12 protein-coding genes are annotated in these 12,063 nt (G+C 65.7%); 5 read left to right on the top strand and 7 right to left on the bottom strand.

Annotation, left to right across the window (positions count from 1 at the left end; genetic code table 11):
* Positions 1-6: 6 nt before the first annotated feature.
* The 3 genes from DW355_RS03555 to DW355_RS03545 all read left to right on the top strand — a co-directional run bounded on the left by DW355_RS03555 (position 7) and on the right by DW355_RS03545 (position 3,628).
* Positions 7-1,296 (top strand): solute carrier family 23 protein, encoded by a 1,290-nt coding sequence (locus DW355_RS03555; RefSeq protein ID WP_131277983.1) that lies wholly within the window; start codon positions 7-9, stop codon positions 1,294-1,296.
* Between the two features lie 117 nt (positions 1,297-1,413).
* A complete protein-coding gene (locus DW355_RS03550; RefSeq protein ID WP_131277982.1) occupies positions 1,414-3,003 on the top strand; it encodes a GGDEF domain-containing protein in 1,590 nt (529 codons plus the stop codon).
* Positions 3,004-3,034: 31 nt separating this feature from the next.
* Positions 3,035-3,628 (top strand): NnrU family protein, encoded by a 594-nt coding sequence (locus tag DW355_RS03545; protein ID WP_131277981.1) that lies wholly within the window; start codon positions 3,035-3,037, stop codon positions 3,626-3,628.
* Positions 3,629-3,717: 89 nt separating this feature from the next.
* Here the strand turns inward: DW355_RS03545 and DW355_RS03540 are convergent, their stop codons facing one another.
* The 5 genes from DW355_RS03540 to DW355_RS03520 form a co-directional block, all read right to left on the bottom strand.
* Complete coding sequence (locus DW355_RS03540; protein WP_242671290.1) at positions 3,718-4,248, bottom strand: Spy/CpxP family protein refolding chaperone; 531 nt, start codon at positions 4,246-4,248, stop codon at positions 3,718-3,720.
* Between the two features lie 189 nt (positions 4,249-4,437).
* On the bottom strand, positions 4,438-5,364 hold the full coding sequence (locus tag DW355_RS03535) for a GGDEF domain-containing protein (protein WP_131277980.1): 927 nt from the start codon (positions 5,362-5,364) through the stop codon (positions 4,438-4,440).
* A 115-nt stretch (positions 5,365-5,479) separates the two neighbouring features.
* Complete coding sequence (locus DW355_RS03530) at positions 5,480-5,683, bottom strand: YgaP family membrane protein (RefSeq protein WP_131277979.1); 204 nt, start codon at positions 5,681-5,683, stop codon at positions 5,480-5,482.
* Between the two features lie 10 nt (positions 5,684-5,693).
* Positions 5,694-6,155, bottom strand: a complete 462-nt coding sequence (gene cueR / locus DW355_RS03525) for a Cu(I)-responsive transcriptional regulator (protein WP_131277978.1) — start codon at positions 6,153-6,155, stop codon at positions 5,694-5,696.
* Positions 6,139-6,336 (bottom strand): heavy-metal-associated domain-containing protein, encoded by a 198-nt coding sequence (locus DW355_RS03520; RefSeq protein ID WP_131277977.1) that lies wholly within the window; start codon positions 6,334-6,336, stop codon positions 6,139-6,141. The genes cueR and DW355_RS03520 overlap by 17 nt, the downstream gene beginning before the upstream one ends.
* Positions 6,337-6,525: 189 nt before the next feature.
* Between DW355_RS03520 and DW355_RS03515 the strand changes: the two genes are divergently transcribed.
* Complete coding sequence (locus DW355_RS03515; RefSeq protein ID WP_131277976.1) at positions 6,526-8,832, top strand: heavy metal translocating P-type ATPase; 2,307 nt, start codon at positions 6,526-6,528, stop codon at positions 8,830-8,832.
* Positions 8,833-8,890: 58 nt separating this feature from the next.
* Here DW355_RS03515 and DW355_RS03510 read toward each other — a convergent pair whose 3' ends face one another.
* Positions 8,891-9,157, bottom strand: coding sequence for a YkgJ family cysteine cluster protein (locus DW355_RS03510; RefSeq protein ID WP_131277975.1), 267 nt, complete (start codon positions 9,155-9,157; stop codon positions 8,891-8,893).
* A 17-nt stretch (positions 9,158-9,174) separates the two neighbouring features.
* Positions 9,175-9,753 carry an NADPH-dependent FMN reductase gene (locus DW355_RS03505; RefSeq protein ID WP_131277974.1) on the bottom strand — a complete coding sequence of 193 codons (579 nt, stop codon included), beginning with the start codon at positions 9,751-9,753 and terminating at the stop codon, positions 9,175-9,177.
* Positions 9,754-10,017: 264 nt separating this feature from the next.
* On the opposite strand from DW355_RS03505, the gene mnmG reads away from it, so the two are divergent.
* A complete protein-coding gene (gene mnmG / locus DW355_RS03500; RefSeq protein WP_131277973.1) occupies positions 10,018-12,063 on the top strand; it encodes a tRNA uridine-5-carboxymethylaminomethyl(34) synthesis enzyme MnmG in 2,046 nt (681 codons plus the stop codon).

The following is a 12,063-nucleotide window of genomic DNA, read 5'->3' as shown; positions in this document are numbered from 1 at the left end:
TAACAAATGGGAATGTTCAACTGGCAGAAGAAGAATGCCGAGGTGCTCGCCCAGGGCGGCGTGATCGCCCCCGACGAACGCCTGACTTGGGGTCAGACGGCCGCCATGGGTGTGCAGCACGTCATTGCCATGTTTGGAGCCACGGTGCTCGCCCCCATCCTGATGGGGTTCGATCCCAATGTGGCGGTGCTGATGAGCGGCGTCGGTACATTGATCTTCTTTCTCATCACCGGTGGCAAGGTGCCGAGTTATCTGGGCTCCTCCTTTGCCTTCATCGGCGTGGTGATCGCGGCCACGGGCTACGCCGGCGGCGGCCTGAACGGCAACCTGGGCGTGGCGCTGGGTGGCATCGTGGCTTGTGGCGTCGTGTACATCGTGATCGGTGTCATCGTGCAGATCATCGGCATCGGCTGGATCGAGCGCCTGATGCCGCCGGTGGTCACGGGCTCGGTGGTGGCCGTGATCGGTCTGAACCTGGCGTCCGTGCCTATCAAGAACATGGCGCCCACCAACTTTGACGCCTGGATGCAGGCCATCACCTTTCTGTGCGTGGGGGCCGTGGCGGTCTTCACGCGTGGCATGGCGCAGCGCTTGCTGATCCTTCTGGGCCTGATCGCCGCGAGTGTCATCTACACCGTGTTGACCAATGGTCTGGGGTTGGGCAAACCGCTGGACCTGTCGGGTATCGCCGCTGCAGCCTGGCTCGGCCTGCCCATGTTCAGCGCACCGGTCTTCAGCGCGCCAGCCATGTTGCTGATCGCCCCGGTGGCCGTGATCCTGGTGGCCGAGAACCTGGGGCACATCAAGGCGGTGACGGCTATGACGGGGCGCAACCTCGATCCTTACCTGGGCCGGGCCTTCATCGGTGACGGCGTGGCCACGGTGGTCAGCGGCGCGGCGGGCGGCACCGGCGTGACGACCTACGCCGAAAACATCGGTGTGATGGCCGCCACCAAGATCTACTCAACGGCCGTGTTCGTCCTGGCCGCGCTGATTGCTGTGCTGCTGGGCTTCAGTCCAAAGTTTGGCGCGGTGATCCAGGCCATTCCGCTGCCGGTGATGGGTGGCGTGTCCATCGTGGTGTTCGGCCTGATCGCGGTGGCTGGTGCGCGCATCTGGGTGGACAATAAAGTGGACTTCTCGGACAACCGCAACCTCATCGTCGCGGCTATCACCTTGATCCTCGGCACCGGGGATTTCACCCTCCGTTTCGGAGGCTTCGCCCTGGGTGGCATAGGCACGGCAACCTTCGGTGCCGTGCTGCTGTGGGCCCTGCTGGGCCGCTCGACGAAATAAGACCGCGCGGAAAAACAACAGCAAAATACCGAGAACGGCGTGGTTGATCCCACGCCGTTTTTTCTGACCGGCAAGCACGCATAATTCAGCCCACCCTCCGCAGGAGCCACTCGGTTCATGAGCGAGAAGACACCCTTCGAGATCGCGCGCGAAACGCTCAAGCAGATCACGCTGCGCAAGCTGCCGCCGACGCCAGTCAACTACCAGGCCATCTACCACGCCGTGGCTGGCTTGCCGCAGGTGGAGCTGTTTCCCGAAGAACCCTTGCGACGCATAGCCCAGGCTTTGCCCGCACGCAATCCGGGTCAGGAAAAGCAGTTGGGACTGCTGGACTACGCCATTGGCCAGCGCAACTGGCAGGGGGTGCAGAATGCCCTGCTGGGGTACGCCGGATTCGCTGTGCCCGGCGGTGTGCCGCATCCGGCCGCGCCCGAACCGTTGACGGCCTACGCACCGGACATCACACCCGATGTCCTGGAACAGGTTGCCCGGCTCATCGAATTCGCCCAACCTGCTTTTGGCGGAGAAGACACCCGATTCCATGAGCGGATGCAGCAGACGCTGGAGGCCTTGCGCGATCCCGGGACCAGCGTCGCCAGGGTGCGAAGCCTGTTGGCGGACTTCAATCACCGGCTTTCCTTCGCTGCCGAGGAGCAGTCCGAGATCCGCCTGGCCCTGTTCAAGCTCTTGCAGCTCATCATCAAGAACATTGGGGAGCTCAGCCCGGATGATGCCTGGCTGCAAGGGCAGATCAATGCCCTCCAGGCGGCGGCCCAGCCGCCGCTGACCTTGCGCCGTCTGGACGAAGTCGAGCATCAGCTCAAGGATGTGATCTTCAAGCAGACCGAGGCCAAGGGTCGTGCCATCGAGGCACAGGAATCCCTGCGGCAGATGCTGGCGGCGTTCATCACGCGTCTGTCCCAAGTCACGGCGGCCAGTGGCGACTACCAGGAAAAGATGGAAGACAGCCTGCGTGATCTGGAGCAGGCCAAGACCCTGGAAGACATCGGTCCCGTGCTGCGCGGGCTGATCCGCGCGACGCGGGACATGCGGCTGGAAACTGTCAACGTGGGAGAGGAACTGCAGTCCATGCGCGCGCAGGTACAAGCCAAGGAAGTCGAGTTGCGCAAGCTGCAGGCCGAATTGGAGCGCTTGAGCGCCCAGGTGCGCCACGACGGCCTGACGGGCGCGCTGAACCGGCAAGGCCTGGACGAGGCCTTCATGCGTGAACTGTCCGCGGTGCGACGCAAGGATGCACCCTTGAGCGTGGCCATGCTGGACATCGACAATTTCAAACGGCTCAACGACGCCCGTGGACATGAAACAGGCGATGTCGCCTTGCAGCACCTGGTGACCGTGGCCAAGGAAAATCTGCGCCCACAGGACTCCCTGGCCCGTTACGGGGGCGAGGAGTTCGTCATTCTCTTGCCGGACACCGAGCTGGAGCGGGGCATGGAAGTCATGACCCGGCTGCAGCGCGAGCTGAGCAAGCGATTTTTTCTCGCGCGACCGCGACAGGGTGTGAAGCCTGAAAGCGGCGGCGAGTCCGCCGTGGTCGGCACCGAGCAGGACAAGGTTTTCATCACCTTCAGCGCCGGTGTCGCGCAACTGACGATTGACGAGACGGCGGAACAGGCGGTGCACCGCGCCGACCAGGCCATGTACCTGGCCAAGCGCGCGGGCAAGAACCGCGTGGTCGCGGCCTAGCTCGGCCGCAAGGATTCAAGGAGTTTGTGTCATGACATTGCTGTTGGCTGGCTTGCTGCTTTTCCTGGGCCTGCATTCGATCCGCATGCTGGCCCCCGCGACGCGCGAGCGGTGGCGCACCCGTCTGGGCGCGGGCACCTGGAAGGGCCTGTATTCCCTGCTGGCCTTGGCCGGACTGGCCCTCATCGCCTGGGGCTTTGACGCCGCGCGCGAGAACCCGATCATCGTCTGGATGCCGTCCTCTCCCGCCATGGCCATGGGCTTGCGCCATGGGGCCGTGCTGTTCACCGTGCTCGCCTTCGTACTGCTGGCGGCTGCCTATGTACCCGGCAACCACCTCAAGGCGCGACTGGGGCATCCCATGGTGCTAGGCGTGAAGACCTGGGCCTTCGCCCACCTGCTGGTGGCGGGCATGCTGGCGCACCTGGTGTTGTTCGGCAGTTTCCTGCTTTGGGCCATCGCGAACTACGCGCTCTCGCGTCGTCGCGACCGGCTGGCTGGCGTCCGGTACCCGCGAGGCCGGTGGCGCGCCACGGTGCTGACCGTCGCCCTGGGCCTGGCGGGCTGGGCCGTGTTTGCTTTTGGCTTGCACGGCCTGCTGATCGGCATCAAGCCCCTGGGTTGATCCCGGAGGCACGCTGGCCAGCGTGGGTTGAGCGCTGTGCGTGCGGGCGTCCGGCGGGTCCGCTTTGTCCTTCGCGTTCTTCAGCGTGTTCAGCGCGGCCCGGGATGGCCCGGTTCCTCCCCGAAGAGGGGTTGCGCCGTGCGGGCATCGAAGATTTTCTGTTGCTCGGGGCTCAGCGTGGCGTAGAAGGTTCGTGTCGCCTCCTCGCGCTGCGCCGCGGCCGCATCGCGCGCCTGGCGCGCTGCCCGCGCGCGGTCCAGACGTTCCGGCGTCTTCAGCTTGGCCCAGTCCTCCCGCTGGAGGTCCTCACGGCGGCCCGCCTGCGCCGGGTGCTCGGGCGGCTTGACGGCGGCTTGGAAGGCGTCCCACGCCGGTGTTTGTGCGGACGTCAGCTTCAGGCTGGCATGCAAATCCGCCATGCGTTTTTCCCAGTGCTCGGCTTGACGTCCGGCCATGTGGTCCGCGCGGCGGTCCGGTTTGTGCTCCCCTTGCATATCCGGCGCCGATCCATTCGGTGGGCCGGGGGGCGCCGCGAGGGCGGGCGTTGACAGGGTGGAGGTGGCCAGCAGCAGCGATGCCGCAAGCATCGCGGTCGACAGAGGGGTCATGCGGGTTTTCATGGCGTCATCCTTTCACGCATCCCGCCGCCAAGTGGGCGGGGCGATGCCAGTCTCTGGCCCGCGCATGTCCTGTGCATGTGTCCTTGCTGCTTGCGTGTAAAGATGAACGAAGCAAGCGCAAATGGGACGCCTCGCGAGCCACGGTGAATTGGAAGCGCGCGCGAGACACATCCACCGCCGCGCGACCGGCTAGGTAGGGGACGGTGCGTCGTCGGCGAGGTCCCGTGCGCGGCCTTCGCGCTTGGCCACGTACAAGGCGCGGTCTGCCCGTTGGTAAAGCATGGCCGCGTCGACGTCCTGCGGTTTCATCTGAGCCAGGCCGCTCGAAAAACTCAGGCGCAGTTCCGGGTGATCGGGAGCGGGCAGTGCATCGGCCAGATCCTGGCGCAGGCGGGCTAACACCTGACGCGCGCCCTGGACGGTGGTGTTGGGCAGCACCATCAGGAACTCTTCGCCACCGATACGGCCCACCAAATCCTGAGGCCGGCGCCGGGCCTCGAACTTCTGAGCGAAATGCACAAGGACTTGGTCACCAACGCTGTGACCGTAGCTGTCATTGACGTGCTTGAAATGGTCCAGATCAATGGCGGCCAGAGTCAGCGGATAGCGCAGGGCACGGGCTTGCTGGAACAAGGCATCCAGCCTGGCGAAGACATGGCGCCGATTGAACAGACCCGTGAGCGGATCGGTGATTGCGAGTTGCACGGCCTGATCGCGCGCCTGTTGCAGCATGGACTCGTGGGCCTTGAGCGCCGAGACATCGGTGACCACGGTCAGGAGCCAGCCGTCCTCGTGCAGGGTTTCCGTGACTCGCATCCAGCGGCCGTCCACCAAGTCGGACTCGAAGCAACGCAATGTGGACTGGCGCCGCCGTTGACCGATCTGTCGCAACCAGCTTTCGATGTCGTCGGTCTGGATCAACAGACCGACCTGCTCGTGAAAGCAGTTGCGCATCATGTCTGCCCAGCTCGGGACGGCATCGGATGCGATGCCGTAAGCCGCGCGCATGTAGCCATTGGCATAACGCAGCCTGTCGTCGGGATCGAACAGGCCAATCCCTGAGGCTGCGTCACCCAGGTAATCGAGCAATCGAAGGCGCGGGTCGTCGGTGTTCAAGCCATGGTCGTGGAGGCCTAAGTGGCTTGCATTGGAACACAGCCGTGGCCGCCGGGTCGAGTACCCCTCGAGGTGTCCGGGGACCCGACTCGCTTGGTTGGGAGACCGAGGGGACTCAGGCGGCGTCGCCGGACTTGCTTGCGCAGGTGTTCCAACCCAGCAATGCGTAGGGCGGGCACCAGCCCATCAGGCCGGTGGCCAGCGGCAGCAGGCCCAACCAACCCCACCAACCGACGACGCCCGACAAGGCCAGGCCGATCAGCACGAGGCCAACCGTGATGCGAAGTGCGCGGTCGACGCCGCCAACATTGCGTTTCATGAACATCTCCTTAGTTGAGTGAAGCCGATGGGCGCCTGGTGTCGCCCGCGAGGTCATCCAGGATGGGGCAGTCGGGCCCGTCGTCGCCATGGCAATGATGCAGCAGTTGCTTCAGGCTGCGCTGCATGGCCAGCAGTGAATCGATGCGCATGGACAGCTCGTCCACATGCCGCTGTGCGATGCGCTTGACGCTGGCGCTGGCGCGGCCGCGGTTGCTCCAGAGGTCCAGCAGTTCGGTGATTTCATCGATGGAAAAGCCCAGGTCACGGGCGCGTCGTATGAAGCGCAACTGGCGCACATCGGTTTCGCCGTACTGCCGGTAGCCTCCGCCCGTGCGCGTCACCCGGGGCAGCAAACCCAGGGATTCGTAATGCCGCACCATCTTGGCCGAAATGCCCGAGCGCTGGGCAGCCTGGCCGATGGGGATCGGCCAGCGGTCCTGGTTTCGCGCCGGTTCAGGCAGCGACGGCATAACCTTCTTCCGCGATGGCGCGGCTCAGGGCTGCGCGCGGCTGTTGTGATTGCACCTCGACGAGGTTGTGGCTGCGGTCGATCCGGACTTCGGCCTGCGGATCAAGCTGTCGAATCGCCTGGGTGACGGCTTTTTCGCAGTGGCCGCAGCTCATGCCGGTGACGGTGAAGGACTGGTTCATGCGGTGTTCCTCCGGAATGCTGGGGTGTTTCATCCGGCAGATGCCGGTCATGACGTTATTTTCAACCTTCCCATCAGGGCAAGGTCAAGCCCCGGCGGCGTGCCACAGGCCCCGGGGCTGAGCAGCGTAGGCATCCACGGGACCCAGCTGCTTGACCTTGCCCTGGGGGCAAGGTTCAGAATCCCACCTATGGACAACCTTGACACGCCACTTGCCGGCTTAAACCGCCCGGCGCAAGACCTTGCCACGCTGGACCTGGGCATCGGCGGCATGACCTGTGCGGCCTGCGTGCTGCGCGTGGAAAAGGCCTTGAAAAAAGTGCCCGGCGTGCAGGACGCGGTGGTCAATTTGGCCATGGAGACCGCCCGCATCACCTACCAGCCACTGGCGGCCGATGGTGCGGCGCAGTTTCGACGCGCTGTTCGCAGCGCCGGTTACGAGCCGCGCGCCGCCGATGCGCTGATGCACGAAGAGGCATCGCCTTGGGCGGGTTTCGCACCCGTGGCCCTGGGTGTCGCCTTGTCCTTGCCCCTGCTGGTGCCCATGCTGCTGGGCTGGCTGAGCCTTGGGCGAGGCGGCCATGCCTGGATGCTGCCTGCCTGGATGCAGTTCTTGCTCGCCACGCCGGTGCAATTCATCCTTGGTGCACGTTTCTACCGTGGGGCTTGGCACGCCCTGAAGAGCCGCAGCGGCAATATGGACCTGCTGGTGGCGCTGGGCACCAGCGCGGGTTGGGGCCTGTCGGTCTGGCTCTGGTTGAGTGCGTCCTCGGACTTGCATGCGGGCGCTCACACCGCGGAGCAGCCTCACCTTTACTTCGAGGCCAGTGCCGTGGTGATCACCCTGGTTCTACTCGGCAAGTGGCTGGAAGCCCGGGCCAAGCGCCAGACCACGGCCGCGATTCGCGCCCTGCATGCGCTGCGTCCCGAACTGGCGCATTGGCTGGGGTCCGACCAGGCGCCCCAGGACGAAACCGATATTCCGATTGCCGAGCTGCTGGTGGGTGACCGCGTGGCCGTACGCCCCGGTGAACGCATTCCCGCCGATGGCCTGCTGCTAGAGGGCGAGACCCAGGTGGATGAATCCATGCTGACGGGCGAGCCTTTGCCGCTAGGCAAAGCCCCCGGCGCGATGCTCACCGGCGGCTCGGTCAACGGGGAAGGCCGCGTCATTCTGCGAGTCACAGCCACCGGCAGTGAGACTGTGCTGGCGCGCATCATCCGTCTGGTCGAGGATGCCCAGGCGGCGAAGGCCCCGATCCAGCGCCTGGTGGACCAGGTGTCCGCCGTTTTTGTACCCGTGGTGCTGGTGCTGGCCCTGCTCACCCTGGCTGGATGGCTCTGGGCCGGGGCAGACATGGAAACCGCGCTGATGCATGCCGTGGCTGTGCTCGTCATCGCCTGTCCGTGCGCCTTGGGTCTGGCCACGCCCACGGCCCTGATCGCCGGTGCGGGCGTGGCGGCACGCCGGGGCATTCTGATCAAGGACGCGCAGGCGCTGGAACTTGCGCACCGGGTCGACATCGTGGCCTTCGACAAGACCGGCACCTTGACCGTGGGCCAGCCTCGTTTGACCGCGCTGGTGGCGTCGGCTGGGCAGGATGAGGCGGCGCTCATGCAGGCTGCCGCCAGCCTTCAGAGTGGAAGCGAGCACCCGCTTGCAAGAGCGGTTCTGCAGGCAGCGCGCGAGCGGGGCCTGACTTGGCCCGAGCCGCATGCCGTGCAGGCAGTGCCGGGGCGGGGGAGCCAGGGGGACGTTCAGGGCGTCACCTGGCGCGTCGGCAGTTTGCGCTGGATGGGGGATTTGGGTGCGGACCTGGGCGCATTGGAGGCGCAGGCCACTCACCTGCAGGCGCAGGGCGCGACGGTCTCCGTGCTGGCCGAAAACGTGCCGGGCACGGGGGGCGTGCATGCAACGGTTCAGGTGCGCGCCTTGTTGGCGTTTGGCGATGAGCCCAAACCCGGTGCGGCCGCTGCCTTGCAGGCTTTGCGCGAGCGGGGCCTGGGTTTGGTCATGATTTCCGGTGACAACCCAGGCGCCGCGCAGGCCATGGCGCGCCGGCTGGGCTTGCGACCGGAAGCGGGCGAGGTGCTGGCCAATGTGCTGCCTGGCGACAAGGCGGCCCAGGTGCGCGCCTTGCGCGCGGGGCAGCATGTGGTCGCCATGGTCGGGGACGGTGTCAACGACGCGCCCGCCCTGGCTGCTGCCGATGTGGGCATCGCGATGGGCAACGGGACGGACGTGGCCATGCATGCGGCCGGCATCACCCTGATGCGAGGGGACCCGGCCTTGGTCGGGGCGGCACTGGACATTTCCCGCCGCACGGTACGCAAGATCCGTCAGAACCTGTTCTGGGCTTTCATCTACAACGTGGCCGGCATTCCCATGGCGGCGCTGGGCGTGCTGAGTCCGGTGGTGGCGGGCGCGGCCATGGCCTTGAGTTCCGTCAGCGTGATGGGCAATGCCTTGTTGCTGCGGCGCTGGAAGGGGCGCTAGCCACGGCGGAGACCCGATACCGGGGAAGGCTGCGCGGTGCGCGTCCAGGCGAGTGAGGTCAAGGCGCGGTGTCCTGTTCCAGCCAGCCCAGAAAGCGCAGGGCCTGGGCCCGGCTGTCGCCACACATCTCGGGCGTCGGTATCAGGCTGCCGCAGACGGCGGGCCGCTCGGGTCGGCCGAAGAGCTTGCAGCGCAGTCGCTCATCGAGCTGGATGCAGGGCACGCCGGCCGGCTTGCTGATGCCATTGACCACCGGCATGCCCGGAATCGGGCTGGAGATCGATGGGGCAATGCAGCAGGCGGCGCATCCGGGGCGGCAATCCATGGTCGAGGTCCAGGCGCTCAGCGGCTCAGCCGGGGTGCCGCGAACAGCACTTGGTCGATCACGGCCTGCACGGCACTGCGGGCGCGGTCCGACAGCAGTTGCCCTTGGGCATCAAACGCTTCGCCCGCTCGCCCCAATGCATAGCTTTGCGGCGTGACCCAGCATTGCAGGTTCAGCAGCAGGGGCACCAGATGGCTTTGCGAGCGCAGGCCACCGAGCGCACCCGGCGAGGCACTGAGCACGCCCACCACCTTGCCGCGCGTGGCCTTGTAGCCGTCCACCCAGTCCGGGTTGTCGGCGACCGGGCGCGAGAGCCAGTCAAAGGTGTTCTTGACCAGGGCCGGGTAGCTGGCGTTGTACTCGGGTGTGCAGATGATCCAGGCCGGATGCTCGAAAAAGACTTGCTTGAGGCGGACCACATCGGGCGGCGTGCCTCGTGCTTCCAGGTCGCCGTTGTACAGCGGCACGTCGTAATCTCCTAGTTCGAGGTGCATGACCTCGGCACCGCTGGCGCGGACCATGGCCGCTGTGACGTGAGCGAGTTGGCGGTTCAGGGATTGCTGGCGGGTGCTGCCCGCGAAGACGAGGACTTTCATGGCCGGCATTGAACCACAGACTTGGGGCGGGCGGTCGCGGGTAAGCCTGCGCAGCGCGGCAGGACGGCTCGCCATGTCTGGTCGCAGGGACTGGCAAGCTGGTGTGCTGAGCGTGTGGTGTTCCACGTGAAACACAAAACCCGCCAATACACCGCCATGGCGGAAAAGGGGGCGGCCCGGTAAAATTTCGCCCCTCGCACTCCTCTTCTCGCTGTCTGTGCGTCCCGCCTTGTTCCAAGGCCTGCTGCCACAGGAGATGTCCCCATGCTGTATCCCGAAGAATTTGAAGTCATCGTTGTGGGTGGCGGTCATGCCGGCACCGAGGCCGCCCTGGCGGCGGCACGCATGGGTTGCATGACCCTGCTGCTGACCCACAACATCGAAACCCTGGGGCAGATGAGTTGCAACCCCAGCATCGGCGGCATTGGCAAAGGCCACCTGGTCAAGGAGGTGGATGCCTTGGGCGGTGCGATGGCCATCGCCACGGACGAGGCCGGCATCCAGTTCCGCATCCTCAACGCCAGCAAGGGCCCGGCTGTGCGCGCCACGCGCGCCCAGGCGGACCGTATCCTGTACAAGGCCGCCATCCGCCGTCGGCTGGAAAACCAGCCGAACCTGATGCTGTTCCAGCAAGCCGTGGACGATCTGATGGTGGAGGGCGACGGGGATGGGGCGAGGGTGGTCGGCGCCGTCACCCAGGCCGGCATCGCTTTTCGCGGCCGCACCGTGGTGCTGACGGCCGGAACCTTTCTGGACGGAAAAATCCACATCGGCCTCGACAACTACGCGGCCGGCCGCGCGGGCGACCCGCCCGCAGTCAGCCTCTCGGCGCGGCTCAAGGAGCTCCAGCTGCCCCAGGGGCGACTCAAGACCGGCACGCCGCCGCGCCTGGACGGCCGCACCATCGATTTCTCCCGGTGCACGGAGCAGCCGGGGGACGGCATGCCCGGCGCTGCCAGCCAGGGCGCGAACGAGGGCGAGATCCCGGTGTTCAGTTTCATGGGCCGCCGGGAAATGCACCCCCGGCAGATGCCCTGCTGGATCACCCACACCAATGAGCGCACGCACGAAATCATCCGTTCGGGTTTCGACCGCAGCCCCATGTTCACGGGCAAGATCGAAGGCGTGGGGCCGCGCTACTGCCCCAGTGTGGAAGACAAGATCAATCGGTTCGCGGGCAAGGACAGCCACCAGATCTTCCTTGAGCCCGAGGGTCTGACCACGAACGAGTATTACCCCAACGGCATTTCCACCAGCCTGCCCTTTGACATTCAGCTGGCGTTGGTGCGCTCCATGCGGGGCCTGGAAAATGCCCACATCCTGCGGCCCGGTTACGCCATCGAATACGACTATTTCGATCCGCGCTCGCTCAAGGGCAGTTTCGAGACCCGCCAGATCCAGGGCCTGTTCTTCGCCGGCCAGATCAATGGCACGACGGGTTACGAAGAGGCCGCCGCCCAGGGGCTGTTTGCCGGCATCAATGCCGCCCTGCAGTGCCGGGGTGAGGCGGCCTGGCTGCCGGGCCGCGACCAGGCCTACCTGGGTGTGCTGGTGGATGACCTGATCACCAAGGGCGTGACCGAGCCTTACCGCATGTTCACCAGCCGGGCCGAGTTCCGCCTGCAGCTGCGCGAAGACAACGCCGATATGCGCCTCACCGAGGTCGGCCGCCGACTGGGCTTGGTGGACGATGCCCGTTGGGACGCTTTCAACCGCAAGCGGGATGCTGTTTCACGTGAAACCGAACGCCTGAAGTCGACCTGGGTGAACCCGCGCATCCTGCCGGATGCTGAGGCCCAGCGGGTGTTGGGCGTGGGCATCGAGCACGAGTACCACCTCTTTGATCTGTTGCGTCGCCCGGGCGTGAAGTATGCGGAACTGATGTCCATGGACGGTGGCAAGTACGCCCACTCGGTTCCATGGGCGCGGGACGAGGCGCAAGATCCCAGCGCAACCGCCCTCACGCTGGCCGGTGTTTCACGTGAAACCTTGGGTGATCTCTATGAGCCCGTGGTGGACCAGATCGAGATTGCCGCCAAGTACGCCGGCTACATCGACCGCCAACGCGACGAGGTGGAGCGCGCCGCCCACTACGAGCAGCTCCAGCTACCCGTGGACCTGGACTACATGGCTGTGTCCGCGCTGAGCATCGAGGCCCGGCAGAAGCTGCAGAAACATCGCCCCGAAACCCTGGGCCAGGCTTCCCGCATCTCGGGCATCACGCCGGCAACCATTTCGCTGCTGCTGATCCACTTGCGCAAGGGCGGCTTCAAGGGGTTCGTCAAGATGGCTGAGGTCGAGGCGGCATGA

It is taken from the genome of Hylemonella gracilis, assembly GCF_004328645.1.
In the GTDB taxonomy this organism is placed as follows: domain Bacteria; phylum Pseudomonadota; class Gammaproteobacteria; order Burkholderiales; family Burkholderiaceae_C; genus Hylemonella; species Hylemonella gracilis_B.
Note: the sequence above shows the minus strand (reverse complement) of the source record. Positions and strands in the feature narration are given on the sequence as shown.

What these genes read in the sequence shown, in the direction of transcription:
- mnmG (WP_131277973.1), top strand. Translation starts at nt 10,018, where the DNA reads ATGCTGTATCCCGAAGAATTTGAAGTCATCGTTGTGGGTGGCGGTCAT.
- DW355_RS03520 (WP_131277977.1), bottom strand. Translation starts at nt 6,336, where the DNA reads ATGAACCAGTCCTTCACCGTCACCGGCATGAGCTGCGGCCACTGCGAA.
- DW355_RS03530 (WP_131277979.1), bottom strand. Translation starts at nt 5,683, where the DNA reads ATGAAACGCAATGTTGGCGGCGTCGACCGCGCACTTCGCATCACGGTT.
- DW355_RS03510 (WP_131277975.1), bottom strand. Translation starts at nt 9,157, where the DNA reads ATGGATTGCCGCCCCGGATGCGCCGCCTGCTGCATTGCCCCATCGATC.
- DW355_RS03545 (WP_131277981.1), top strand. Translation starts at nt 3,035, where the DNA reads ATGACATTGCTGTTGGCTGGCTTGCTGCTTTTCCTGGGCCTGCATTCG.
- DW355_RS03540 (WP_242671290.1), bottom strand. Translation starts at nt 4,248, where the DNA reads ATGAAAACCCGCATGACCCCTCTGTCGACCGCGATGCTTGCGGCATCG.
- cueR (WP_131277978.1), bottom strand. Translation starts at nt 6,155, where the DNA reads ATGCCGTCGCTGCCTGAACCGGCGCGAAACCAGGACCGCTGGCCGATC.
- DW355_RS03555 (WP_131277983.1), top strand. Translation starts at nt 7, where the DNA reads ATGGGAATGTTCAACTGGCAGAAGAAGAATGCCGAGGTGCTCGCCCAG.
- DW355_RS03505 (WP_131277974.1), bottom strand. Translation starts at nt 9,753, where the DNA reads ATGAAAGTCCTCGTCTTCGCGGGCAGCACCCGCCAGCAATCCCTGAAC.
- DW355_RS03515 (WP_131277976.1), top strand. Translation starts at nt 6,526, where the DNA reads ATGGACAACCTTGACACGCCACTTGCCGGCTTAAACCGCCCGGCGCAA.
- DW355_RS03550 (WP_131277982.1), top strand. Translation starts at nt 1,414, where the DNA reads ATGAGCGAGAAGACACCCTTCGAGATCGCGCGCGAAACGCTCAAGCAG.